This window comes from Pseudomonas sp. NPDC087804, assembly GCF_044742965.1.
In the GTDB taxonomy this organism is placed as follows: Bacteria; Pseudomonadota; Gammaproteobacteria; order Pseudomonadales; family Pseudomonadaceae; genus Aquipseudomonas; species Aquipseudomonas rustica.
In genome coordinates, this window is record NZ_JBIUVN010000002.1 from 18,762 (window position 1) to 44,281 (window position 25,520).

Annotated in this window: 21 protein-coding genes; 14 read left to right on the top strand and 7 right to left on the bottom strand. The window is 58.6% G+C overall.

Annotated elements, in window-relative coordinates; translation table 11 throughout:
- Positions 1 to 228 precede the first annotated feature (228 nt).
- The 5 genes from ACIOMO_RS07190 to peaD all read left to right on the top strand — a co-directional run bounded on the left by ACIOMO_RS07190 (position 229) and on the right by peaD (position 5,469).
- Positions 229 to 429 carry a hypothetical protein gene (locus ACIOMO_RS07190; RefSeq protein ID WP_282357775.1) on the top strand — a complete coding sequence of 67 codons (201 nt, stop codon included), beginning with the start codon at positions 229 to 231 and terminating at the stop codon, positions 427 to 429.
- A gap of 473 nt (positions 430 to 902) precedes the next feature.
- Positions 903 to 2,483 (top strand): quinohemoprotein amine dehydrogenase subunit alpha, encoded by a 1,581-nt coding sequence (gene peaA, locus ACIOMO_RS07195; RefSeq protein WP_282357776.1) that lies wholly within the window; start codon positions 903 to 905, stop codon positions 2,481 to 2,483.
- Between the two features lie 82 nt (positions 2,484 to 2,565).
- Positions 2,566 to 3,996, top strand: a complete 1,431-nt coding sequence (peaB, locus tag ACIOMO_RS07200) for a quinohemoprotein amine dehydrogenase maturation protein (protein ID WP_282357777.1) — start codon at positions 2,566 to 2,568, stop codon at positions 3,994 to 3,996.
- Between the two features lies 1 nt (position 3,997).
- A complete protein-coding gene (qhpC, locus tag ACIOMO_RS07205; RefSeq protein ID WP_064117830.1) occupies positions 3,998 to 4,321 on the top strand; it encodes a quinohemoprotein amine dehydrogenase subunit gamma in 324 nt (107 codons plus the stop codon).
- 29 nt (positions 4,322 to 4,350) lie between these two features.
- Positions 4,351 to 5,469 carry a quinohemoprotein amine dehydrogenase subunit beta gene (gene peaD, locus ACIOMO_RS07210; protein ID WP_282357778.1) on the top strand — a complete coding sequence of 373 codons (1,119 nt, stop codon included), beginning with the start codon at positions 4,351 to 4,353 and terminating at the stop codon, positions 5,467 to 5,469.
- A 113-nt stretch (positions 5,470 to 5,582) separates the two neighbouring features.
- Here peaD and ACIOMO_RS07215 read toward each other — a convergent pair whose 3' ends face one another.
- Both ACIOMO_RS07215 and ACIOMO_RS07220 read right to left on the bottom strand, forming a co-directional pair.
- Complete coding sequence (locus ACIOMO_RS07215; RefSeq protein WP_282358930.1) at positions 5,583 to 5,987, bottom strand: lysozyme inhibitor LprI family protein; 405 nt, start codon at positions 5,985 to 5,987, stop codon at positions 5,583 to 5,585.
- Positions 5,988 to 6,043: 56 nt separating this feature from the next.
- The gene (locus ACIOMO_RS07220) at positions 6,044 to 6,964 is read right to left on the bottom strand and encodes an ADP-ribosylglycohydrolase family protein (RefSeq protein ID WP_401239508.1); all 921 of its coding nucleotides are present in this window, start codon (positions 6,962 to 6,964) and stop codon (positions 6,044 to 6,046) included.
- Positions 6,965 to 7,150: 186 nt separating this feature from the next.
- On the opposite strand from ACIOMO_RS07220, the gene ACIOMO_RS07225 reads away from it, so the two are divergent.
- Both ACIOMO_RS07225 and ACIOMO_RS07230 read left to right on the top strand, forming a co-directional pair.
- Positions 7,151 to 7,639 (top strand): SRPBCC family protein, encoded by a 489-nt coding sequence (locus ACIOMO_RS07225; protein WP_212545619.1) that lies wholly within the window; start codon positions 7,151 to 7,153, stop codon positions 7,637 to 7,639.
- The gene (locus ACIOMO_RS07230; RefSeq protein WP_401239511.1) at positions 7,626 to 8,441 is read left to right on the top strand and encodes an aminoglycoside phosphotransferase family protein; all 816 of its coding nucleotides are present in this window, start codon (positions 7,626 to 7,628) and stop codon (positions 8,439 to 8,441) included. The genes ACIOMO_RS07225 and ACIOMO_RS07230 overlap by 14 nt, the downstream gene beginning before the upstream one ends.
- A 318-nt stretch (positions 8,442 to 8,759) precedes the next feature.
- Here the strand turns inward: ACIOMO_RS07230 and acnA are convergent, their stop codons facing one another.
- Positions 8,760 to 11,501 carry an aconitate hydratase AcnA gene (acnA, locus tag ACIOMO_RS07235; RefSeq protein ID WP_053122114.1) on the bottom strand — a complete coding sequence of 914 codons (2,742 nt, stop codon included), beginning with the start codon at positions 11,499 to 11,501 and terminating at the stop codon, positions 8,760 to 8,762.
- Between the two features lie 222 nt (positions 11,502 to 11,723).
- On the opposite strand from acnA, the gene rlmM reads away from it, so the two are divergent.
- Together rlmM and tusA are read left to right on the top strand one after the other, a co-directional pair.
- Positions 11,724 to 12,797 carry a 23S rRNA (cytidine(2498)-2'-O)-methyltransferase RlmM gene (rlmM, locus tag ACIOMO_RS07240; RefSeq protein ID WP_401239514.1) on the top strand — a complete coding sequence of 358 codons (1,074 nt, stop codon included), beginning with the start codon at positions 11,724 to 11,726 and terminating at the stop codon, positions 12,795 to 12,797.
- 169 nt (positions 12,798 to 12,966) lie between these two features.
- Positions 12,967 to 13,218, top strand: a complete 252-nt coding sequence (tusA, locus tag ACIOMO_RS07245) for a sulfurtransferase TusA (protein ID WP_025111044.1) — start codon at positions 12,967 to 12,969, stop codon at positions 13,216 to 13,218.
- Between the two features lie 133 nt (positions 13,219 to 13,351).
- On the opposite strand, the gene ACIOMO_RS07250 is transcribed toward tusA, so the two are convergent.
- Positions 13,352 to 14,761, bottom strand: coding sequence for an MATE family efflux transporter (locus tag ACIOMO_RS07250; protein ID WP_053122110.1), 1,410 nt, complete (start codon positions 14,759 to 14,761; stop codon positions 13,352 to 13,354).
- A gap of 207 nt (positions 14,762 to 14,968) precedes the next feature.
- On the opposite strand from ACIOMO_RS07250, the gene pdxB reads away from it, so the two are divergent.
- Entirely contained in the window at positions 14,969 to 16,114 is a 1,146-nt protein-coding gene (pdxB, locus tag ACIOMO_RS07255; protein WP_401239518.1) for a 4-phosphoerythronate dehydrogenase PdxB, read from the top strand.
- Positions 16,115 to 16,285: 171 nt separating this feature from the next.
- On the opposite strand, the gene ACIOMO_RS07260 is transcribed toward pdxB, so the two are convergent.
- Positions 16,286 to 16,465 carry a PA1571 family protein gene (locus ACIOMO_RS07260; protein WP_053122106.1) on the bottom strand — a complete coding sequence of 60 codons (180 nt, stop codon included), beginning with the start codon at positions 16,463 to 16,465 and terminating at the stop codon, positions 16,286 to 16,288.
- 258 nt (positions 16,466 to 16,723) lie between these two features.
- On the opposite strand from ACIOMO_RS07260, the gene ACIOMO_RS07265 reads away from it, so the two are divergent.
- Entirely contained in the window at positions 16,724 to 18,508 is a 1,785-nt protein-coding gene (locus ACIOMO_RS07265) for an ABC transporter transmembrane domain-containing protein (protein ID WP_401239521.1), read from the top strand.
- A gap of 57 nt (positions 18,509 to 18,565) precedes the next feature.
- On the top strand, positions 18,566 to 19,594 hold the full coding sequence (locus ACIOMO_RS07270; protein WP_401239523.1) for a Fic family protein: 1,029 nt from the start codon (positions 18,566 to 18,568) through the stop codon (positions 19,592 to 19,594).
- 110 nt (positions 19,595 to 19,704) lie between these two features.
- On the opposite strand, the gene ACIOMO_RS07275 is transcribed toward ACIOMO_RS07270, so the two are convergent.
- On the bottom strand, positions 19,705 to 21,633 hold the full coding sequence (locus tag ACIOMO_RS07275; protein WP_053122100.1) for a transglycosylase SLT domain-containing protein: 1,929 nt from the start codon (positions 21,631 to 21,633) through the stop codon (positions 19,705 to 19,707).
- 214 nt (positions 21,634 to 21,847) lie between these two features.
- Between ACIOMO_RS07275 and ACIOMO_RS07280 the strand changes: the two genes are divergently transcribed.
- A complete protein-coding gene (locus tag ACIOMO_RS07280; protein WP_053122098.1) occupies positions 21,848 to 23,770 on the top strand; it encodes an ATP-binding cassette domain-containing protein in 1,923 nt (640 codons plus the stop codon).
- A gap of 174 nt (positions 23,771 to 23,944) precedes the next feature.
- On the opposite strand, the gene ACIOMO_RS07285 is transcribed toward ACIOMO_RS07280, so the two are convergent.
- Entirely contained in the window at positions 23,945 to 24,382 is a 438-nt protein-coding gene (locus ACIOMO_RS07285; protein WP_053122097.1) for a universal stress protein, read from the bottom strand.
- Positions 24,383 to 24,484: 102 nt separating this feature from the next.
- Between ACIOMO_RS07285 and ACIOMO_RS07290 the strand changes: the two genes are divergently transcribed.
- On the top strand, positions 24,485 to 24,922 hold the full coding sequence (locus ACIOMO_RS07290) for a hypothetical protein (RefSeq protein ID WP_159814295.1): 438 nt from the start codon (positions 24,485 to 24,487) through the stop codon (positions 24,920 to 24,922).
- The last annotated feature ends 598 nt before the right edge of the window (positions 24,923 to 25,520 follow it).

Consider the following 25,520-nt stretch of genomic DNA (forward strand, 5'->3'; position numbering starts at 1 on the left):
CTGGCAGGCGCCGGACGAAACAGTGGCCGAACTGCTGTAGGAAGAGTCGCTGCGCTGTTGATTTAGGGCATCTGGTGGATTGAAGAGGTTCGAGCTAAGTTCTTTATCCAGCGGCTTATCGAATGTTGATAGGCAGTATTCGGCACTAAGGGCTGATGGGATCATCACTGCAGTTTTTCAGTTTTCCTGCCATGGAATTGGCAGGTTCAGTTCTTCACAAGGATGTCGATGAACAACAAAAGCATTCGATGGATAACCAGTTTAATGATGGGTATCGGTACTGGATTTATGGTGACAGGCGGAGCTTCGCTGGTGATTGGCGACGGTAGCGATGCCAACACGATTCGGGCAAGTGCAGCGATGGCTGTCAGTAGTTTTTTCGTACTTCTTGCCTCTTATGCTGTTGCCCTGTTCGAGGAGAAATCATGAGTTTTTATATCATCATGGGCCTATGGTCACTCAGCATGATTTTGCTGATCGCGTTTGCGTTTTGGTGGGGAAATCGGCTCGAAGTCGCTTCCCGAAAATCCAAGGAGTCAGCGGCCAGAGATTACGCTCAACGACCATGCCAAAGGTGTTGCCAGTCCTGCGGGAAATACCAGTTTCACCCTGACAATTCCGTCCGCTGACCCAACGCACCCGACCCCGCGACAACTATGCTTGTCTCACACTGCAACAGTTGTCGCGAAATTGGACGCCAGTCGACATCCCCGCCACCCCTGCAACGCAGTGATCTTCACGTAAATGCTTGATTGAAAAGCTTATCCGCAAGCTGGCACGCTCCGTGTATTGCTCATCACAGACGTTTCTCTTGCCTCCGTCGGCGTGACACCGTTGACGGCAGAAACCATAAAAACGATAAGCGACAACAATAAGAAAGCACCGTGCGAGGTTCGACGTTGATGAAGAGAAGACTCCGATCAGGCATGAGCGCCAGCCTGCTGGCCGTGGCCGCTTGCGTGGCCCTGCATTCGCCGCACAGCCTGGCTGCCCGCGATGCCCAGACCATCCTGAAAGAAACCTGTCAGGGCTGCCACACCCCCGAGGCCGACAGCGCCCTGAGCCGCATCAGCCACCAGCGCAAGACCCCGGAAGGCTGGCTGATGAGCATCGCCCGCATGCAGACCATGCACGGTCTGCAGATCAGCGATGACGACCGCCGTACCCTGGTCAAATACCTGGCCGACACCCAAGGCCTGGCGCCAAGTGAAACTGATGGCGTGCGTTACGCGCTGGAGCGTCGGTTGAACACCGTCGAACAATTTGATGAAAAGACCGCGCAGATGTGCGGGCGCTGCCACTCCGGGGCGCGCATTGCCTTGCAACGGCGTCCGGCGCAGGAGTGGGAACGCTTGGTGAATTTCCACCTCGGTCAATGGCCGTCGCTGGAATATCAGGCCATGTCCCGTGATCGCGACTGGTTCGATATTGCCCGCAAAGAGATGGTGCCGCTATTGGCCAAGCGTTATCCGCTGGACAATCCAGCGTGGCAGAAATGGCTGAAAACCGCGCCGAAAGCCGCAGCGCTGGTCGGTGACTGGAGCTTCAGCGGTCACCTGCCGGGCAAGGGTGAAGTCGCTGGTGTGATGAGCGTGACCGCCGATGGCACCGACACTTTCAAGGTCAGCGTCAAAGGCCAATACGCCGATGGCAGCGCATTCAATGGCGACGGCAGCGCGATCCTCTACAGCGGCTACGAATGGCGCGGCAACGTCAGCGTCGATGGCGTGACCATGCGCCAGGTGTTCGCCACGCAGGGCAATGCGATGCAAGGGCGCATGTTTGAGGCCGAGCACGATGAACGCGGTCTCGATTTCGTCGCCGCCAAACAAGGCTCGCAACGTTTGCTCGCCGTGCAGCCGGGTTACGTGAAGGTCGACAGCGAAACCGAAGTGACCTTGATCGGCAGCGGTCTGAGCGGCAAACCGAACTTCGGCAAAGGCGTGGAAGTTGTCGAAGTCGTCGAGCAAAACGCCGAGAGAATCAGAGTCAAAATCAAAGCCGCCGCCAATGCCCAAACGGGTCTGCGCGCCGTCAGCGTTGGTAATCTGAAAGGCCCGAGCCTGTCGGTTTACAACAGCATCGCCTCGGTCAAAGTCGTGCCGGAATTCTCCGTGGCGCGGATCGGCGAGGGCGGTGGTTCGACGCCGAAAGTCCAAGGCCGTTTCGACGCCGAAGCCTGGGGCAAGGGCGCCGATGGCAAGCCGTATCGCATCGGCGTGTTCCCGGCGCAGTGGAAGGTCGAAGCCTTCGACGATCGCGCCAAAGAGGATGAGGACGTCAAGTTTGCCGGCACCATGCAGGCCGACGCCGGCGTGTTCACACCGGGCGATGCCGGGCCGAATCCGGCGCGGAAAATGTCCACCAACAATGCCGGCAACCTCAAGGTGATCGCCGCCGTCGATGATGCGGGGAAATCTCTCACCGGCGAAGGCCATCTGATCGTCACCGTGCAACGCTGGAACAATCCACCCATTCCTTGAGTTGGCTTGAACGCACACGCTTCAGACACTTTTCGGAATGACCGCAAGCCCAGCCAAGCGGGGCCTGCACAGGAGGTTTGCAATGGGCGCTATCTTGAATCTGGTTGAACGTAATCTGCACGAAGTGCACGTCGACGCCGACCGCATGCTGTTTCACATTCCCAGCAGTTCGCTGTTTGCTAGCGATGATCTGACCGGCACCATCATCGACACCTTGCGCGGCCCCGGCTGCTCTTCGGAAGACCTGATCGAGCGCCTCGCCGCGCGCTTCAACGGCGAGGAAATCAACGAGACCCTGCGCGAGTTGATCTCGCTGGAACTGGTCAGCGACGGTTCGCCACTGACCCCGGACATCGCGGCCAAACGCGTCGAGCGCACCGCGATCAACACCGTGGTGCTCAACGTCAACACCGGCTGCAACCTCAGTTGCACCTATTGCTACAAGGAAGACCTCGACAAGCCGTCCGCCGGCAAGAAAATGGACGTCGAAACCGCCATCGCTTCGGTGGAAATGCTCTTGCGTGAATCGCCGGATGAAGAGCGTTTCACCGTGGTGTTTTTCGGTGGCGAACCGCTGAGCAATCGCAAGCTGATCGAGTACATGGTCGACTACTGCGAGAAGCGTTTTCGCGAGGCCGGCAAGTTCGTCGAATTCGTCATGACCACCAACGCCACGCTGCTGACCGAAGACACCGTCGACTACCTCAACGCCCACCGCTTCGGCTTGTCGGTGAGCATCGACGGGCCGAAAACCGTGCACGACCGCAACCGCATCACTGTGGGCGGGCAGGGCACCTACGACGTGGTGCGACGTAAAGCCGAGATGCTCTTGTCGCGCTACAACAGCCGTCCGGTCGGTGCGCGCGTGACGCTGACCACTGGCGTCACCGACGTCGAAACAATCTGGGATCACCTGTTCAACGAACTGGGTTTTGCCGAGGTCGGTTTTGCCCCGGTGACCTCCGGTGATATCAGCAGTTTCAACCTCAGCAGCGACGAACTGATTGAAGTCTTCGCCAGCATGAAGCGTCTCGGTCGACGTTATCTGGAAGCGGCGCTGGAGCACCGAAATATTGGCTTTTCCAACCTGCATCAGTTGATTACCGATATCCACGAAGGCCACAAAAAAGCCCTGCCGTGCGGTGCCGGGCTGAAGATGCTCGCGGTTGATCACAAGGGCGAACTCAATTTGTGCCACCGCTTTACCGGCTCAACGCTGCCGACTTTCGGCAACGTGCACAGCGGCGTGAAACAGGTCGAATTGAATGACTTTCTGTCGCAGCGTCTGGATCGCAGCAACACCGGTTGTGAGGATTGTCAGATCCGCAACCTGTGCTCCGGCGGCTGCTACCACGAGAGTTACGCGCGCTACGGCGACCCGACTCACCCGACGTATCACTACTGCGAATTGATGCGTGACTGGGTCGACTTCGGCATCGAGGTCTACACCCGGATCATGGCCAATAACCCTGCGTTTATCAGCAGTTACATCACTCCGCGCAAGGCTCACTGATATGAAACATCTCAAGGCAATCAATAACAAAGCGTTGAAGCTCGATCAGGCCGCGGAGGAAAACCGCATCGAAGAAGTGGTGGCGATGAGTTCGGTGGCGGGCTGCGCATCGACCACTGATCCGGGTTGGGAAATCGATGCGTTTGGCGGCGTGTCGTCGCTGTGCCAGCCGATGGAAGCTGACCTGTATGGCTGCTCCGATCCGTGCTGGTGGCCGGCGCAGGTGCCGGACATGATGAGCACTTACCCGGACTGGAACAAGGATGCCCAGGCGTCCAACGACAACTGGCGCAATCTCGGCACGGTCTTCCCCAAAGACAAGTGATCGCCCCGGACAAGAAGAAGGATTCCAGTATGCGTAGCATCAAAGCCTGCGGCCTGGCCGCGTTCGCCGCGCTGAGCGTCTGCTCGTTCAGCGTTCTGGCCGATGAAAACACCGCGCTGCAAGACGGTCACGAGTACATGGTGACCACTAATTACCCAAACAACCTGCACGTCCTCGATCTGGCCACCGACAGTCTGTACAAGACCTGCAAGATGCCCGACGCGTTTGGCCCCGGCACCGTGCAGTTGTCACCGGATCGCAAGACCGCGTATGTGCTGAACAACCATTACGCCGACGTTTACGGTGTCGAGCTGGACAGCTGCAAACAGGTGTTTCACGCCAGCATCACTCAGCAACCGGGGGAGAAGGCGCGGTCGATGTTCGCGTTCACCGTCAGCCACGACGGTAAAGAGCTGTACACCATTGCTAACCCGACGCAGATGCTCAACGACCGTTATGAGGTGAAACAGCCACGTCTGGATGTCTATGCGACCGATGCCGGGATGAATGCAAAACCAGTGCGCAGTTTCCCGGCGCCTCGGCAGTTGACCATCATGCAAAGTGGCGATGACGGCACGCTGTATGTCGCGGGTGCTGATGTTTACAAGGTCGATGTACAGAGCGGCAAGTTCGATGTGCTGATCCCCAGTCGCCATTGGAAACGCGCGAACTACAGTGCTCCGGACGTGCTTTACGTGTGGAACCAGCAGACCTTCCGCCATGATTTTTCGCTGCTCTATACCACGGCGAAATTCAAGGACAAGAAGCAGGATCCAGCCACCGCCGAATATCTGTACGGACTGTTCAGCATCGACCTGAAAACCGGTAAGACCGAAACCACCGACTTCGGGCCGCTGACTGAAATCTACTTCAGCGGCATGCGCTCGCCGAAGGATCCGAACCTGATGTTTGGCGTGCTCAACCGGCTGGCCAAGTACGACATCAAGCAGAAGAAACTCATCCAGGCGGCGACGCTGGAGCACTCCTATTACTGCATTTCGTTCAATAAGGAGGGCAGCAAGATCTATCTGGCCGGGACGTTTAATGACGTGGCGATTTTTGATGCCGAGACGATGAAACAGGTCGGGAGCATCAAATTGCCAGGGGGGGATATGGCGATTACCACGGCGCAGATATTTGTCCGATAATCGGCGGCGTCCGCACTGACGTCATCGCGAGCAGGCTCGCTCCCACATTGGAATGCATTTCAAGTGTGGGAGCGAGCCTGCTCGCGAAGAGGCCCTCACAACCGCCGCAAAACTCAGGCCCCCGGCACCGGGCAACTCATGTCACCTTCCTCACACTTCAAATACTCCTTCAGCGCCTCAACCCGCACCTTGGTCACACTCGTCAGGCAATTGCTGTAAATCAACGGATAAACACTCCCGCCCGCGACCCCCGATGCCGAAAACTTGCACTCCGCATCACGAAACCCGACCCACGCCCGCTGCGCACTGACCAACAGCTTCTTGCCCTCAGGGTTATCCTTCAAGCGCCCGGTAATCTGCTGATACACCGTGTTCAACTCTTTATCCGCCGCTTTGAAATCCTGCCCGGCGCACTGATTCATCGTCGCCTGATCGCTGGCGTTGGCGCAGTCGACGGCGGCGTGGGCGAGGGAGGGGAATAGTAATGGCGTAAGGGCCAGCAACAGGCGTGGGGACATGAGGATTCTCGCTGTGTCGATAGTAAGTGTCAGGCAGTGTAGCGACTACGCCGAGCCTACTCAGGCGTACGCAATCTGGAGGCGTCAAGCAATCGATCTGCAGTCGCCGCAATTTCGGCGCCGTCATGCAGTTTCTCCAGCCAGTGTCCCGGGATACCACGCACGCCGTAATAGGCGCCGGCCAGTTGACCGGTGATTGCGGCGGTGGTGTCGGCATCATCACCCAGATTGGCGGCCAGCAGAATCGCAGCGGCAAAGCTGTCGGTTTGCTGAAAGCACCACAGCGCCGCTTCCAGCGACTGCACGCTATAGCCGCTGCCTTTTATGTCCGCGTGGGTTTTGCCAAGGTAATCCCCGCGAGCAATCGCAGCGACTTTGGGTTGCGAGAAATTGGCTGATGGCAGTTGGCGAAGCTCTGCCTTGGTTGCGCCTTCAAGAGCCTTGGCAATCAGCCCTGCCAATAATTGGCAACACTCGATGGCTTCAGCTGCGGCGTGGGTGGTTCGTGAACTGTCGGCGGCAAAGGTCTGGATCTGCTGGGCATCAGGGAAGTAAAACAGCACCACCGGTGCCAGACGCATTAGTGAGCCATTGCCGGCGCTGTACGGATCGGTTGAGCCCGCAAAGGGATCTGACGTCTGTTGGTATTGCTCCAGTGCCCGACTGACGGTCATCCCGATATCAAAACACTCACCAGTCGAACTCAGATAACCCCATTGCCACCAGTTGAGGTAGCGGCCCATTTGATCAGCAGCATTGAATCCATTTTTGTTCAGCAGACTTTCCGCCAGACACAGCGCCATCGAAGTGTCATCAGTCCATTGCCCCGGTTTAAGCCGGAACGGGCCGCCTCCGATCATATCGGTCAACGGTTGGAATGATCCCCGCGGTTTGAACTCAACTGTAGTACCAACCGCGTCACCGCAAGCCAGGCCGAGCAGGGCGCCGCGATAACGTTCAGTGAGGGAAGGCTGCATGATACGTCCTTGTATGGTTCGATCTCGCTGGAAACGGTAACAGTTTGGCCGTCGTAACGGTGGCTGGATCCACGCAATCAGAGGTCGGGAATTGCAGCCGGATGTTTCTCTTTTGCACCGGTTTGATACAACTTCACATTGGACATGTGGTCATACAAGCCTAGTGTTCAGAACAGGAGGTGACGTATGAAACCAGTACCCAATAGTTTCGAACGCAAGATTTCGCTGAAGGCGCCGCGTTCTCATGTCTGGCGTGCATTGGTTGACGCCGAGGCGTTTGGCCAGTGGTTTGGCGTGGCGCTGGAGGGCAGGCGGTTTATTGCCGGTGAATGGACGCAAGGGCAGGTCACGTATCCGGGTTATGAACACGTGTTGTGGAATGTGCTGATCGAGCGGGTCGAGCCGCAGCAGTTGTTCTCGTTTCGCTGGCACCCGTATGCGGTGAATCCGAAGATCGACTATTCCCAGGAACCGACCACATTGGTCAGGTTCGAGCTGCAGGATTACGAAGACGGCACACTGCTCAAGGTTTCCGAGTCAGGTTTCGCGCATATCCCCGATATTCGCCAGAAAGAGGCTTATTTCATGGACAGCCGCGGCTGGGAGGAGCAACTGAGCCGACTTGAACAGTTCCTGACCGAAAGTGCCAAGGCCCGAGCGCGTGACGGTGGCTGACATTTTCCAACCGTGGCTGCAGCGTTGGTCATTGGTGCCGGACGGCGAGCCGATCATCACTCTCGGCAGCCGTTTGCTGCCGGTGCGCCACGGCGATACCCCGGCGATGCTCAAAGTGGCGATGGATGTCGATGAAAAAATCGGCAACCATCTGATGTCCTGGTGGGACGGCGATGGCGCCGCGCAGGTGCTGGCGCATCACGAGGATGGCTTGCTGATGGAGCGGGCCATGGGCCGGCGTTCGCTGATGCACATGGCGCTGAATGGCGAGGACGACGAGGCCAGCCGGATTCTGTGTGCGGCGCTGGCGCGGCTGCATGCACCGCGCGCGACACCACCGCCGCCGTTGGTGGAGCTGGGGCCGTGGTTTGCTTCGCTGCGAATCGCTGCGGCCCAGCATGGCGGTCTCTACGGCTTAAGCCTGGAAACGGCAGAAACATTGCTCGCCAACCCGCAAGCCGTGGTGGTGTTGCACGGCGACATGCATCACGACAATGTGCTGGATTTCGGTGAGCGTGGCTGGTTGGCCATCGACCCGAAGCGGGTCACGGGCGAGCGCGGTTTTGACTACGCCAATTTGATCTGCAATCCCGATCTGCCCTCAGCCACCAATCCCCAACGTTTTCGCCGACAGCTTGAGGTGATAACCGACGCCGCCGGGCTGGATCGCCAAAGACTGCTGCAATGGGTGCTGGCGTTCGCCGGATTATCCGCCGCATGGTTTTTGGAAGATGACGCACTGGAGCAGGCCTCAGGGCAGCTGAAAGTTGTGCAGATTGCCGCTTCCATGCTCGACGCCTGACACGTCTAAGGGTTTTCGGAAGGGTCGCTATGGCGAATGTCCTACACGCGATGGTAGCTATGTCGACTATTGTCGATTGGATCCCACGGTTAATCTAGCCACATCAACTGAGACACAGGGAGTGTTTCAGGATCACGGATGATCGACCATTTGCAAGGATCGCTGCCGACAGGGAGTCGATAATGGTCTTGGGAAAAACCCGCTTCGGCGGGTTTTTTTTTGCCCTGTAGGAGCTGCCGCAGGCTGCGATCTTTTGATCTTGATTTAAAAAAGATCAAAAGATCGCAGCCTGCGGCAGCTCCTACATGGGTTTCAGCGTTATGAGGCGATGAGTTGGCGCAGGACGTAATGCAGGATCCCACCTGATTTGAAGTACTCCACCTCATTCAACGTATCGATCCGGCACAGCACCTCGATTTTCTCCTGACGCCCATCTTCGCGCGTAATCACCAATGGCAAATTCATCCGCGGCGTCAGTTCAACCCCGGTCAGCCCCTTGATCTCGAACGTCTCCTTGCCCGTCAGATTTAGGCTCTTGCGGTTCTGATCAAGCTTGAACTGCAGCGGCAAGACGCCCATACCCACCAGATTGGAACGGTGAATCCGTTCAAAACTCTCGGCAATCACCGCTTTCACGCCCAGCAGATTCGTACCCTTGGCCGCCCAGTCACGACTTGAACCGGTGCCATATTCCTGCCCGGCAATCACCACCAGCGGCGTGCCCGAAGCCTGATATTTCATGGCCGCGTCGTAGATCGCCAGTTTCTCGCCGGTCGGAATGTAGATCGTGTTGCCACCTTCTTCACCGCCAAGCATTTCGTTACGAATACGGATGTTGGCGAAGGTGCCGCGCATCATCACTTCGTGATTGCCGCGGCGTGAGCCGTAGGAGTTGAAGTCCCGCGGTTCCACGCCTTTTTCACGCAGATACTCGCCGGCGGGGCTGTCAGCCTTGATGTTGCCGGCGGGGGAGATGTGGTCGGTGGTCACCGAGTCGCCGAGCAACGCCAGAACGCGAGCGCCTTTGACGTCTTTGATTTCCGGCAACGGCCCGGAAATGTCGTCGAAGAACGGTGGATGCTGTATGTAAGTCGAATCGTCCTGCCAAACATAGGTGGCGGCTTGCGGCACTTCGATGGCTTGCCATTGCTCATCGCCGGCGAACACCTCGGCGTATTCCTTGTGAAACATCGCGGTGTTGACCTGGCTGACTGCGTCGGCAATTTCTTTGCTGCTTGGCCAGATATCGCGCAAGTACACCGGATTGCCTTGCTTGTCCTCGCCCAACGGTTCGCTGCTGATGTCGCTGCGCACGCTGCCGGCCAAGGCATAGGCGACCACCAGCGGCGGCGAGGCCAGCCAGTTGGTTTTCACCAACGGATGCACACGACCTTCAAAGTTACGGTTGCCGGACAACACCGAGGCGACGGTGAGATCGGCTTTCTGGATGGCTTTCTCGATCGGCTCCGGCAACGGCCCGGAGTTGCCGATGCAGGTGGTGCAGCCGTAGCCGACCAGCGAAAACCCGAGCTGGTCGAGGTACTGCGTCAGACCGGCAGCCTTGTAGTAGTCGGTAACCACTTTCGAGCCCGGTGCCAGCGAACTCTTCACCCATGGCTTGCGGGTCAGGCCTTTTTCCACGGCTTTTTTCGCCAGCAGACCGGCCGCCATCATCACGCTCGGGTTGGAGGTGTTGGTGCAGGAGGTAATTGCCGCGATCACCACCGCACCGTTTTTCAGACGATAGGTGTGGCCTTCGTATTCATATTCGGTTTCGCCGACCAGATCGGCATTGCCCACCGCCACGCCGCCACCGCCCTCACTTTCCAGGCGTCCTTCATCTTTACTGGTGGGTTTGAATTGCAGATCGATGAAGTCGCTGAAGGCTTGCGGCACATTGGGCAGCGACACGCGATCCTGCGGACGTTTCGGCCCGGCCAGACTCGCTTCGACGCTGCCCATGTCCAGCGCCAGGCTATCGGTGAACACCGGTTCCTGACCGGGCAGACGCCACAGGCCCTGAGCCTTGGTGTACGCCTCGACCAGTTTCACCGTTTCCGGCGGACGCCCGGACAGACGCAGATATTCCAGCGTCACGTCGTCGACCGGGAAGAAACCGCACGTCGCGCCGTATTCCGGGGCCATGTTGGCGATGGTCGCGCGGTCAGCCAGCGGTAGGTCAGCGAGGCCGTCGCCATAGAATTCGACGAATTTTCCGACAACGCCTTTCTTGCGCAGCATCTGCGTAACCGTCAGCACCAGGTCAGTGGCGGTGATGCCTTCTTTTAGTTTGCCGGTCAGTTTGAAACCAATCACTTCCGGAATCAGCATCGACACCGGTTGCCCGAGCATCGCTGCTTCCGCCTCGATCCCGCCGACGCCCCAGCCGAGTACGCCGAGGCCGTTGATCATGGTGGTGTGGGAGTCGGTGCCGACCAAGGTGTCGGGGAAGGCATAGGTGCGGCCGTCTTCATCCTTTGTCCACACGGTGCGGCCGAGGTATTCAAGGTTGACCTGGTGGCAGATGCCGGTGCCCGGCGGGACGACGCTGAAATTGTCGAAGGCACTCTGGCCCCAGCGCAGAAAGGCGTAACGCTCGCCGTTGCGCTGCATTTCGATATCGACGTTCTGCTCGAATGCGCTCGGCGTGGCGAATTTGTCGACCATCACCGAGTGGTCGATCACCAGATCCACCGGTGACAGCGGGTTGATTCGCTGCGGGTCGCCGCCGGCCTTGGCCATCGCCGCGCGCATGGCGGCGAGGTCGACCACGGCGGGAACCCCGGTAAAGTCTTGCATCAATACGCGGGCAGGGCGGTACTGGATTTCCCGATCGGAGCGACGCTCCTTGAGCCACGCGGCAATCGCCTTGAGGTCAGCGCCGGTGACAGTTTTTTCATCTTCCCAGCGCAGCAGGTTTTCCAGCAGGACTTTCAACGACATCGGTAGCTTGTCCAGATCGCCCAGGCTTTTGGCGGCATCCGGCAGGCTGAAATAGTGATAGGTCTTTTGGTCAATCTGCAGTGTTTTGAGGGTCTTCAGACTATCGAGGGACGGCATTACGATCACTCCTTTGAATCCGCACGGCTACGGATTGAGGGGACGGGCAGAGCTATCAACGTAGCCCTGTTTTCATTAGCTGGCTAATAACTGGACTCTATGGGCAAGTCCAAGGTTCCGACATCGGCTATCATGCGCCGGTTTTCGTGACAGGCTTTGCTTCAACGCAAGGCTTGAGCATCGCGCAGGGGCCGAATGATCGCCCGCTGCCCAGGAGTAAGAATGAACACCCTATTCATGCATTGCCGGCCAGGCTTCGAAGGCGAAGTCTGTTCGGAAATTTCCGACCTCGCCGCCCGGCTCAACGTGGCCGGTTACGCCAAGGCCAAAGCGGCCACTGCCTGCGCCGAGTTTGTCTGCACCGAAGAAGACGGCGCCGAGCGCCTGATGCGCGGCCAGCGTTTCGCCGAGCTGATCTTCCCGCGCCAATGGGCGCGCGGCGTATTTATCGATCTGCCGGAAACCGACCGCATCAGCGTGATCCTCGCGCACATGGCCGATTTCCCGGTGTGCGGCAGCCTGTGGCTGGAAGTCGTCGACACTAACGACGGCAAGGAACTGTCGAACTTCTGCAAGAAATTCGAAGGCCCGCTGCGGAAGGCGCTGACCGGCGCCGGCAAACTGGTCGACGACGCCAGTAAGCCGCGTTTGTTGCTGACGTTTAAAAGTGGCCGAGAAGTGTTTCTGGGTATGGCGGACGCTGGCAACTCGGCGATGTGGCCAATGGGCATTCCGCGCCTGAAGTTTCCGCGCGAGGCACCAAGCCGTTCGACGTTGAAGCTGGAAGAAGCCTGGCACCACTTTATCCCGCGTGATCAGTGGGAAGATCGTCTGCACAGTGACATGACCGGCGTCGACCTTGGCGCAGCGCCGGGCGGCTGGACCTGGCAACTGGTCAATCGCGGCATGCTGGTGACGGCGATCGACAACGGCCCGATGGCTGAAAGCCTGATGGACACCGGTCTGGTGCAGCATTTGATGGCCGACGGTTTCACCTTCAAGCCCAAGCAACCGGTGGACTGGATGGTCTGCGATATCGTCGAAAAGCCTGCGCGTAACGCAGCGATGCTCGAAGAGTGGATCGGCGAGGGGCATTGCCGCGAGGCGGTGGTCAACCTGAAGTTGCCGATGAAGCAGCGTTATGCCGAAGTGAAGCGTTTGCTTGAGCGCATCGCCGATGGCTTCAAAGCGCGCGGGATCAAGGTCGATATCGGTTGCAAACAGCTGTACCACGACCGCGAAGAAGTGACCTGCCACCTGCGCCGTCACGACATCAAGAAACCAAAGTCCCGCTGATTCTCCCTGTAGGAGCTGCCGAAGGCTGCGATCTTTTGATCTTGTTTTTGAAGATCCAGATCAAAAGATCGCAGCCTTCGGCAGCTCCTACATAGGGTGCGGTTTAACGCTATAGATGACCGAACACCCGGCATTGCGCGACAATGCCGGCCAGTTTCAGGAGTAAATCATGAGTGAAATGATCGATACCCCGGTCGACGGCACCCTCGACGCCACCGGCCTTAACTGCCCGGAACCGGTAATGATGTTGCACCAGCACATCCGTGACCTGGTGCCCGGCGGCCTGCTCAAGGTGATTGCCACCGATCCGTCGACCCGTCGCGACATCCCCAAGTTCTGCGTGTTTCTCGACCATGAACTGGTCGGCCAACACGAAGAGGCCGGCACGTATCTGTACTGGATTCGCAAGAAACACGCGTGATTCAGGCTTGCACAAAACGAACTGTGGGAGCGAGCCTGCTCGCGAAAGCGGTATATCAGTCACTATGGATGGCGACTGATACAACGCATTCGCGAGCAGGCTCGCTCCCACATTTTTTGTCTCGAGTCAGGCCTTAACCTGCCGAACGACTGATCCGAATACGCTTGCGCGCACTGCGCGTCAGGCGGATCGACAACATCAACGCCGCGCAGCTCAGGCCGACGATCAAACCCTGCCACAACCCACTCGGGCCACGTGGCTCGCCGAGCCAGTCGGTCAGGCCGAGGGCGTAACCCACCGGCAAACCAATGCCCCAATAGGCAAACAGCGTCAGAATCATCGTCACCCGAGTGTCCTGATAACCGCGCAGCGCGCCGGCGGCAGTAACCTGAATCGCATCGGAAAACTGGAACAGCGCCGAGTACACAATCAGCATCGCCGCGATGTGAATCACCGTCGGGTCGGCGGTATAGATCGCCGCAATTGGCTCGCGCAGTAACAGCATCATGCTCGCCGACAGGCAGGCGTAGGCCAGCGCCGTGCCCATGCCGACGCCAGCAGCAAAACGCGCTTCACGCGGTTCTTCACGACCCAGTGCCTGACCGACCCGTACAGTCACGGCCATGCCCAGCGAATACGGAATCATGAACACCAGCGAGCTGACGTTCAGCGCAATCTGATGCCCGGCCACCACCGTGGCGCCGAGGCTGCCGATCAACAGAGCGATCACCGCAAAGATGCTCGATTCGGCAAACACCGCAATGCCAATCGGCAAACCAATCGCCAGTAAACGCTTGATCACCGCCCACTGCGGCCAGTCGAAACGGCTGAACAGTTCGCTCGAACGATAGGCCGGCGCCCAGCGCTCATAACCGGCCAGACCCAGCGCCATCACCCACATCACGATTGCCGTGGCCCAGCCGCAGCCGACGCCGCCCATCGCTGGCACGCCGAAGTGGCCATAGATGAAGATGTAGTTCAGCGGAATATTCAGCGCCAGACCGCACAGACCCAGCACCATCGCCGGGCGGGTTCGGCCGATGCCGTCACTGGTGCAACGCAGCACGTGATAAAACGCCACGGCCGGCAAACCACTGGCGATGCCGTGCAGGTATTGCATGCACGGGCCGATCAGCTCCGGGTCGACCTTCATCAGGTGCAGCACTGGTTCGGCGGCCACCAGCATCGCAGTCGCGATCAGGCCAACCACCAACGCCAGCCACAACGCCTGACGCACGATCGGGCCGATCTCGCTGTGCTTGCCGGCGCCAAAGCGCTGGGCGACTTTCGGCGTGGTGGCGAGCAGGGTGCCAGTCATTAACAGAAACACCGGCACCCAGATCGAGTTGCCCAGTGCCACTGCTGCCAAATCCTTGGGCCCGACGCGCCCGGCCATCACCGCATCGACGAAGCCCATGGCCGTGGTCGCCAGCTGCGCGATGATGATCGGCAGCGCGAGGGCGAGCAGGTTTTTGAACTCCAGACGAATCCGCGCGGGGCGGGTCAGGGAGACGGCGACAGGTTGGTCAGTTACAGAATTCACAGGCAAAGCGTCCACAAAGGTTGATGCGCAAGGCGCCGCATTCTACGCCGCTGACGTTACAGTCAGGAAAAATCCTCTGTTGCGGATTTGTAATCGGGTAGGAGCTGCCGCAGTCTGCGATCTTTAGGTTTTTAAGATCACCATCAAAAGATCGCAGCCTGCGGCAGCTCCTACAGTTAAACTGCCGATCCGCCCAAGGAGCCCGCCATGCTGATTGTTGCCGACGAAAATATCCCGCTGCTCGATGCCTTTTTTGCCGGTTTCGGCGAAATCCGCCGGGTGCCGGGCCGTTCCATTGACCGTGCGACGGTCGAGCAGGCCGATGTGTTGCTGGTTCGTTCGGTGACCAACGTCAACCGTGCGCTGCTTGAAGGCAGCAAAGTGCGTTTTGTCGGCACTTGCACCATCGGCACCGATCATCTGGATCTGGAGTATTTCAACGAGGCCGGTATCACCTGGTCCAGCGCACCCGGCTGCAATGCCCGGGGCGTGGTCGACTATGTGCTCGGCAGCTTGATGACCCTCGCCGAAATCGAGGGTGTCGATCTGACTAAACGCACTTACGGTGTGATCGGCGCTGGCGAGGTTGGCGGTCGCCTGATCAATGTCCTCAAGGGCTTGGGCTGGAACGTCAAAGTCTGCGATCCGCCGCGTCAGGCAGCAGAGGGCGGCGATTACGTCAGCCTCGAACAGATCATCGAGCAGTGCGACGTGATCAGCCTGCACACTCCGTTGACCCGCAGCGGTGACGGGGCGACCTGGCATCTGTTCGATCAGCAGCGTTTGCAGCAACTCAAACCCGGCGCCTGGCTGATCAACGCGGCGCGCGGCCCGGTCGTGGAGAACGCGGCCCTGCGCGAAGTGCTGCTGGAACGTGAAGACCTGCAAGCAGTGCTGGATGTCTGGGAAGCAGAACCAGAAGTCGATGTCGAACTGGCCGAACTCTGCGTGCTGGCAACACCGCACATTGCCGGCTACAGCCTTGATGGCAAGCAACGCGGCACCGCACAGATCTATCAGGCGTACTGCGAGTTCATCGGCCAGCCTGCGAACATTCAGCTCAGCGACTTGCTGCCGGCACCGTGGCTGTCGGAAGTTTCCCTGCACGCTGACAGCGATCCGGCGTGGGCGCTGGCGATGTTGTGCCGTGGCGTGTACGACCCGCGCCGCGATGATGCGGATTTCCGCCGCAGCCTTGTAGGCAACGTCGCTGAGCAGCGTGCGGCGTTTGATGTGTTGCGCAAACAGTATCCGGTGCGGCGCGAGATTGAAGGGCTGAAAGTGCGGATTGAAGGGGCGTCGCCAGCGTTGGCGAAAATAGTGGCGGCGCTGGGTGCAATCACAATCCCGTAACCTGCCATAACCCCTGTAGGAGCTGCCGAAGGCTGCGATCTTTTGATCTTGCTTGTAAAAAACAACATCAAAAGATCGCAGCCTTCGGCAGCTCCTACACGGTCCGTCGGCGAATCCCAGCCAGAAAAAACCCGGCCAAAATGGGGCCGGGTCAGGAAGACGGTGGCTATATCACTCTTGTTCGGCAGGCTTGACCAATCGCTTCTCCAGTTCGCTGCACGCTTGCTGGATCATGTCTTCAGTGATCGGTACTTCACGCCCATCCTTATCAATAATCGAGCAACCCAGAGGTTGGCCGGGCTTGGTGCGGATCACTTCAATCTTGTCATCGCTGCTGTGTTGCAAGGACATGGCCTGTCTCCTCATCAGGTTATTCGCCAAGGTTAAAACTGCCACGTGACCGGGCTGTTACAACGCCCTGCGGTCTGTCGGCGGCGGCATCTCCACTCAAACAGAAATGACCGCTCGTCTCAACCCGAACTTTAGACCAATAGCCTCTAGGGGCTAGTCGTCACGGGCATATTTAACCTGACTCATTGTGATTTACAGAGTTCCACCCCATTTCAATGACTAGGCTGGCCCTATTCATCTGCGCAGATGTGAACCCGAATGATCTCGATGCTTTCCTCCCGACACCGACGCGCCCTGCGTCTGACCAGCCATTTTCTCCTGCCCTATCGTTGGCAGGCCTTTGGCGCGCTGCTCGCATTGATCGTCACCGCCGGCATTACCTTGTCGATGGGGCAGGGCATCAAGCTGTTGGTCGATCAGGGTTTCATGACCCAGTCGCCGCATTTGCTCAACCAGTCGATTGGCCTGTTCATGCTGTTGGTCGTCGGACTGGCGATCGGCACCTTTGCCCGGTTTTATTGGGTGTCGTGGATTGGTGAGCGGGTTGTCGCGGACATTCGTCGCCAGGTGTTCAACCACTTGGTGTACCTGCATCCGGGGTTTTATGAGGACAACCGCAGCTCGGAAATCCAGTCGCGCCTTACCGCTGACACGACATTGCTGCAGTCGGTGATCGGCTCGTCGCTGTCGCTGTTTCTGCGCAATCTGCTGATGGTCATCGGTGGCGTCGTGCTGCTGTTCATCACCAACCCCAAACTCACCAGCATCGTAGTGATCGCGCTGCCGCTTGTAGTCGCGCCGATCCTGATTTTCGGCCGCCGTGTGCGCAATCTGTCGCGCCAGAGTCAGGATCGCATTGCCGACATTGGCAGTTACGTCTCCGAAACCCTTGGCCAGATCAAAACCGTGCAGGCCTACAACCATCAGGTGCAGGACGAGCAACGCTTTGCCTCGACGGTCGAGCAGGCCTTTGAAACGGCGCGTAAACGCATCTTCCAGCGTGCGTGGCTGATTACCCTGGTGATCGTGCTAGTGCTGGGCGCGGTCGCGGTGATGTTATGGGTCGGCGGCATGGACGTGATCGCCGGGCGAATTTCGGCGGGTGAACTGGCGGCGTTTGTGTTCTACAGCCTGATCGTCGGCAGTGCTTTCGGCACACTCAGCGAAGTGATCGGCGAGCTGCAACGCGCTGCTGGCGCTGCCGAACGCATCGCCGAACTGCTGCGCTCGGAAAATATCATCCAGCCGCCCACCTCCGGGTTGGTGACGTTGCCTGAGCGCGTGCGCGGCGAGTTGGAGCTGCGGGATGTGCGTTTTTCCTACCCGTCGCGTCCAGAAAGTTACGCCGTCGATGGCTTGAATCTGACCGTCCGCGCGGGCGAAACCCTGGCGCTGGTAGGGCCGTCCGGCGCCGGGAAATCCACGGTGTACGATTTGTTGCTGCGATTTTACGACCCGCGCGAAGGACAAATTCTCCTCGATGGCGTGCCCTTGACCCGCCTCGATCCTCTGGATCTGCGCCGTTGCTTCGCCCTCGTTTCGCAAACGCCAGCGCTGTTCTTTGGCAGCGTCGAGGAAAACATTCGTTATGGCTGCCCGACGGCCACGCTGGAGCAGGTCAAGGAAGCAGCGCGAATCGCCCACGCCCACGATTTCATCGAACAAATGCCAGACGGCTACCAAACCCACTTGGGCGACGGCGGCCTCGGTCTTTCCGGCGGCCAACGCCAACGTCTGGCCATCGCCCGGGCGCTGCTGGTGGATGCGCCAATCCTGCTGCTCGACGAAGCCACCAGTGCCCTCGACGCACAAAGTGAACACTTGATCCAGCAAGCCTTGCCGAGCCTGATGCACAACCGCACGACGCTGGTGATTGCGCACCGTTTGGCCACAGTGAAAAACGCCGACCGGATCGCCGTGATGGATCAGGGCAAATTGGTCGCGGTGGGGACACATCAGGAATTGATTGCCAGTAATCCGCTGTATGCACGGCTGGCGGCGTTGCAGTTTAGTGATGGCCAGGAAGCGTCTAAACAACACTGATGAACTACGCCCGTATCGGGCATTATGGCGACCTGTATGGAATGCCTGGATGAGGACATGAGTCGTTACCAACCGCCATTGACCCTGACCACTCGAATGATTGCTTTGATCGCTGACATCAGCGAGCAAATCGGTCAGCTTTCGGCTTTGGACAATGGCCTTCAAACGCCTCAACTGCGGCGTAGCAATCGGATCCGTACGATTCAGGCTTCGTTGGCGATTGAAAACAACACGTTGAGTGTTGATCAGGTAACAGCCGTCCTCGACGGTCGTCGGGTGCTTGGATTACCCAAGGAAATCCAGGAAGTACGTAACGCTTTTACGGCCTATGAAGCCATGCAGCAGTGGCAGCCCGGTAACAGGGCTGACTTGCTTCGCGCGCATGAGCTATTGATGCATGGACTGATTGATGAATGCGGGCACTTTCGCCGAGCGGGTGTAGGCATTTATCGCGGTGATCAACTGGTTCATATGGCACCGCCGCCGAGCCGGATATCGTCTTTGATGGATGATTTGCTGGCTTGGCTGCAGGGCTCTGACTGGCATCCGTTGATTATCAGTTGTGTCTTTCACTATGAATTCGAATTCATTCACCCCTTTGCCGATGGTAACGGGCGGATGGGGCGGCTTTGGCAAACCTTGATTCTCAGTCAGTGGCGACCGGTGCTGGCTTATTTGCCAGTTGAGGCGGTAATCAGAGATCAGCAAGATGCTTATTATGCAGCGTTGTCAGCGGCGGATCGGATGGCCGAATCGACACCCTTCGTCGAGTACATGCTTCAAGCCTTAAGTCTTGCGCTGCAAGAAGCAATCAGCAATGAGCCTTCAACCGACCAAGTAACCGACCAAGTAACCGACCAAGTAGCGATGTTGCTCGGCGTATTTGATGGGGCTGATCAACTGAGCGTAAACGAGCTCATGAGTAGCCTCGGGCTGGCTCACAAGGCAACCTTTCGCGCGAACTATCTGAAACCCGCACTGGCTATTAAATTGATTGAAATGACCGACCCCGATTCGCCCAGGAGCCCAGTACAAAAGTATCGCCTGACTGAACGGGGCAAAACGACAGCCTCCACATTCCTGTAGGAGCTGCCGCAGGCTGCGATCTTTTGATCTTGCTCCAAACAAAATGCCCGCATTTTCATGCGGGCATTTTTTCAGGTCAAAAGATCGCAGCCTTCGGCAGCGCCTACAGGTCATTGGTCGTCGAAGTAGCGCTCATGCCAATCCACCAGCGGCTGTGGCGAGTTGAGTTTCTGGCCGTAGATCACCGAGTACGACAGTACGTTTTGCACGTACTGGCGGGTTTCGTCGAACGGGATGCTTTCCACCCAGACGTCGAAGCTCAGGTGATCGGCGCCGCGCAGCCATTGGCGCACACGACCGGGGCCGGCGTTGTAGGCGGCGGAGGCGAGGACGCGGTTGCCGTTGAACTGGCTGTGCACCTGGCTCAGATAAGCTGCGCCGAGCTGGATGTTTTTGTCCGGATCGAGCACTTGTTGCGGCGAGGCCAGCGGAATGCTGAATTTGCGCGCGGTTTCCTTGGCGGTGGCGGGCATCAGTTGCATCAGGCCGCTGGCGCCGACGCCGGAGCGGGCGTCGTCCATGAAGGCGCTTTCCTGGCGAGTAATCGCGAACACCCAGCTAGAATGCAGGCCACGCACCTTGGCTTCGCGTACGAGAGTTTCGCGGTGGGCCATCGGGAAACGGATGTCCAGGTCGTCCCAATACTGCGCCTGACTGATGGTGCGAATCGCCGGGAAATACCATTTCAGGTCATAAGCCAGTTTTGCCTGCGCGACCATTTCGTCACGATTGAAATGACGGCTGACGTGGTACCACTCGCGGCGACCGTCGACGATCTGCCCGCGCGCATGGAATTCCAGCGCACGGCGTACGCCAGGCGTGTTGCGAACCTTGTTGATCAACGCCTGGCTCAGCACCAGTGGCTTGTTGTTCAACGAATACGGTGATTGCGAGCGGTCGGCGGCGAGGAAACCGTAGAAGTCACGTTCACGCGCCAGATTTTTGTACAGGGTCTGCGCTTCCGGGTTTTGTGGTTGCGCCAGTTCCAGGCTGCGCGCCTGCCAGTAACGCCAGCGGTTGGTGGTGGCGAGATCCTGCGGCAGACGCTTTGTCAGTTGGTAAGCATCGTCCCAACGCGCCAGACGCAACAGCAGACGCAAACGCCATTCGGAAACAGTGTTGTCGCGCAGTTCCGGATCGTATTTGGTCATCACGTCCAGCGCGCGGCTGTCGAAACGCCGGGCCAGGGTCAGGCCTATTTCCCGGGCGATCGCGACTTTTTCATCGCGGGAGAAATGCATGCTGCTGGCGTAACCATCGAGCAGCGCCATGGCCTTGTCCGGATCCTGACGGGCGAGGCGGCGCAGGCCGAGGCTGACCACGTCGGACATCGGTTCATCCGCCGGAGTGAAGCGCGATGGTTGGTTGAGCAACTCGGGTTTCTGCGCGACATCGACCAGCAATCGACCGCGCGGGGCGAGGGTGGTCAGGCCGTTAACGAGGCTGTTGGCGAGCGGATAGTTGCGCGCCTGAGCGGCGAGTTTGGTGCGCTCCCAACGTTTCTGTTCAGTCAACTGGCCGTCAGCGGCCCAGATGCCGAACAGCGCGTCACACGCGGCGGGCTGCGATTTGCCGGTCAGCCAGAGCTTGTCGGCATTGGCATAACCTTCGGATTTTTTGTCGTGGGTGATCTGGTACTGCGCATTCAGGCAGTCCAGTTCGGTGAAGTTGAGCTTCGGGTCGTAGTACTTGACGAAGGTCGCCCAGTCGCCACGGTCGGCAAGCCAGCGCAACCAGCGCAGCTTCATCCAGTTGGCCTGGGGCAGGTCACCGTGCTCGGCGAGGAATTTTTCGATTTCCTCGTTGCTTGCGCTTTTCAGGCGCGCGGTCAATTCGTCGTAAGCCAGATACGGTTCCAGCGGATAATCGGCCAGGGCCTGGCTGTAACGGAAATACGGGCCGGTGTCGCCTTTGGCCAAGGCGCGCTTGGCTTCATCGTAATACTGGCGTTGGGTGGACAGATCCACCGCCTGGGCGGATTGAACGGCAGCGGCGGTAAGTAGCAAGCAGGACAAAACACTGAAAAGGCGACTGCGCATGAGACATCCGGGCAGAGAAATCATGACAAGTGCCGACCTCGGTCAGCACTGAATTGTCTGTAGCTTAGCCTTTTGCCAGCGAGCGGCGAAAGCTTTGCGGGCCTCGCAGCACAAGTTCGCAACAATTGTTGTGCAGAGTGCTTCGACAGACAAATTGCCGGCCTGCTGGAGCCCTAAGTCAGGTAGAATGCGCGCCCGGTTTTTGGAGAAGCTCATGACCCTGCTCAAATTCAGCGATGTGTCCCTTGCGTTCGGCGCTATGCCGTTGTTGGACAAGGTGTCCTGGCAGATCGCCCGTGGTGAGCGGGTGTGCATCATCGGCCGCAACGGCACAGGCAAGTCCAGCATGATGAAGCTGGTCAAGGGCGATCAAAAGCCTGATGACGGCTCCGTGTGGCGTGCCCCCGGTCTGAAAATCGGCGAATTGCCGCAAGAATTGCCAGTGGCCGACGACCGAACGGTGTTCGACGTGGTTGCTGAAGGCCTGGATGGTGTGGGCGCATTGCTCGCCGAGTACCATCATTTGGCGCAGAACTGCGTCACTGAAGAAGACCTGAACAAGCTGATGCACGTTCAGCAAGACCTCGAAGCTCGTGATGGCTGGCGCTTGCAGACGTTGGTCGACAGCACCCTGAGCCGCCTGCAACTGCCGGCCGACAAGACCCTCGCCCAGTTGTCCGGCGGCTGGCGTCGTCGTGTGCTGCTGGCGCAGGCGCTGGTGTCCGAACCGGATTTGCTGCTGCTCGACGAACCGACCAACCACCTGGACATCGGTGCGATTGCCTGGCTCGAAGAAGCGCTGAAAGATTTCCAGGGCGCCGTGCTGTTCATCACGCACGACCGTTCCTTCCTGCAAAACCTTGCCACGCGCATCCTCGAACTGGATCGCGGCGGCCTGATCGACTGGAACGGCGACTACGCCAGTTTCCTCGTGCACAAAGAAGCCGCGCTGGCCGCTGAAGAAACCGCCAACGCGCTGTTCGACAAGAAACTGGCCCAGGAAGAAGTCTGGATCCGCCAGGGCATCAAGGCGCGCCGCACCCGTAACGAAGGCCGCGTCCGCGCCCTGAAAGCTTTGCGCGTTGAGCGCAGTGAGCGTCGTGAGCGCACCGGCAAGGCCAATATTCAGTTGGACACTGCCGACAAGTCCGGCAAGCAGGTGATGGTGCTCGAGAACGTGAGTTTCGCTCACCCGGGCGGCCCGTTCCTGATCAAGGATTTCTCGATGGTGCTGACGCGCGGCGACCGTATCGGTCTGCTCGGCGCCAACGGTACCGGCAAGACCACGCTGCTGAAACTGATGCTCAGCGGTCTGCAACCGACCAGCGGCAAAGTGGAAGAGGGCACGCGGATCGACGTGGCCTACTTCGATCAGTTGCGTCATCAACTGGATCTGGAAAAAACCGTTATCGACAACGTTGCCGAAGGTCGCGACTTTATCGATATCGACGGCCAGAGCCGCCACGTGCTGAGTTATCTCGGCGACTTCCTGTTCAGCCCGCAGCGTGCTCGCACGCCGGTCAAGGCGCTGTCGGGTGGTGAGCGTGCGCGTCTGTTGCTGGCGAAGCTGTTCAGCAAACCGGCCAACCTGCTGGTGCTTGACGAACCGACCAACGACCTCGACGTGGAAACGCTGGAGCTGCTTGAAGAAGTGCTGCTGACGTTCAACGGCACCGTGCTGATGGTCAGCCACGACCGGGCATTCCTCGACAACGTGGTCACCAGCACCCTGGTCTTCGAAGGTGAAGGCAAGGTGCGTGAATACGTCGGTGGCTATCAGGACTGGATCCGTCAGGGCGGCTCGCCGCGTCTGCTGGGCGTGACTGAAAGCAAATCCGGCAAGGCTGACTTGAATTCGGCAGTGGTAACCGCTGAGCCGGCTGCGGTGGCTGAACCTGCCGCTACCGCCCCGGCGGCCAAGAAGAAGCTGAGCTACAAGCTGCAGCGCGAGCTGGAAGCGTTGCCGGGCGATATCGACGCCAAAGAGCAGCAGATCGCTGCGGTGGAAGCTGAAATGGCGGATGCCGGTTTCTATCAGCGTCCTGCGGCTGAGACGGCCAAGGTGATTGCTTCTCTGGAGCAGTTGCACGCTGAGCTGGATGCGTTGATGGAGCGTTGGGCCGAGCTGGATGCCTGATTGATCCCGTAATAAAAAAGCCCGGCCTCATTTGCGTGAGGCCGGGCTTTTCATATGTAAACGCATTTCCATTGTAGGAGTGAGCCTGCTCGCGATAGCGGTTTAGCATTCAACGCGTCTGTCGACTGTTACAACGCTATCGCGAGCAGGCTCACTCCTACATGGTGCGGTGTTTCAGCGTTTGACCAGGTGGACAGCGAGCACATCGCAAGGCGCACCGTGCAGTACGTCGTTCGCAGTGGAGCCGAGCAACAAGGCCAGGCCATGACGACCATGGCTGCCAACCACAATCAGATCGCATTGCTGTTCCTTGGCGAAGTGGTGGATTTCCTGACGTGGCTGGCCATAGGTCAAATGGCAGTTGGCGCCTTCGAGCTCGGAGTATTTGAGCTTCAGGCGCTCCAGGCGCTCCTTGGCCTGATCGAACTGCTGTTGTTGCAGTTGTGACAGATCCATCGGCACGTCGCCGCCGAACGCCATGGCCATTGGTTCGACAATATGCACCAGCGACAGCTTGGCGCCGTTGCTCACCGATAGCTCACGGGCGCGGTGAATCACAGGGTCGCACTCTTCAGTCAGATCTACGGCGACCAGGATGTGGGTGTAGGGCATGAGGTGCTCCTCGTGACGGTTCAATATTGTTAAGTATGGCTGGTTTCAAGCGCATTGGTTCCGAAGTGGAGCAATGGCTCATCAAAAATCGGGAGTAGAGATATGACGGTCTGGTTGGTGGTGTCAATCCTGTTGGTGGTTTTGAGTCCGCTGGCGTGGTTGCGTCCATCGCGTGCGCAAAGCGGTCGCATCGCCCTGCGCATGGAGGCGCGCCGCATCGGTCTGGCCATGCAACTGGCGCCTCAGGAGTGGCCACACTGGATGGCGCAAGAGCCGCCGAGCCCGTGCGCGCAATATCATCGGCCGCGCCGTAGCAAGCAGCCGGCGTGCTGGACGTATTGGCAGAAATCGCCGGGTGCGTGGGTCAATCAGTGGCAGGAAGCCTGCGAAGATCCGGCGCTGCTTAATCATTTCGAAAAGTTGCCGGGCAACGTTTTCAAAGTCGAAGCCGACAAGCAGATGATCGCCTTGTATTGGGGTGAGAAGGGCGAAGCCTCGGTTTTGCTGGATATCGACGCGACTCTGAAAGCGCTGGCATGACGCGCGGACTTTTCCCACTGCAACGGTGGGGATCGTCCGGCAGACGCGCATTAAAAAGCCCGACATGATTCATCGGGCTGGGTTGGCCAGGCAGGCCGGTAAATCTTTTTACAACGAATCTCGCTTGCAGCGCTCAGCGCTTTTCCCTGTAGTCCAGCCAGCGTAGCCTGTTAAACAAGGCTCGGCGCTAATTAGGGCGACTTTTCTAACTATTGATTCTATGAATGGCCTCTCATGCAGGCGCGTGTTGCCGGTCTGCGTGGTGCGGAAATGACCGCAAAGTCGCATTTCAACCCGTATTTTGGGCGATTGACAATTGTCGGAAATTCCGTGAAGGTGACGTACCCAAATCAAACGGGCGTATGAATTGAGCGTTTGTCTTACTGACCGCTCCTACAGAATCCCGACTATCGCGTTGGCGGGTGTGCCGGGTGAATGGGTATCAGCAGTGACGAAGAAGCGTCCTGCCAAACCATTCGCTTGCGTCCGACGTGTACTGTTCAGCTTCCATATCGTGGAGATCAGTTGATGATTTACGAAGGTAAAGCCATCACGGTTAAAGCTCTTGAAAGTGGCATCGTCGAATTGAAATTCGACC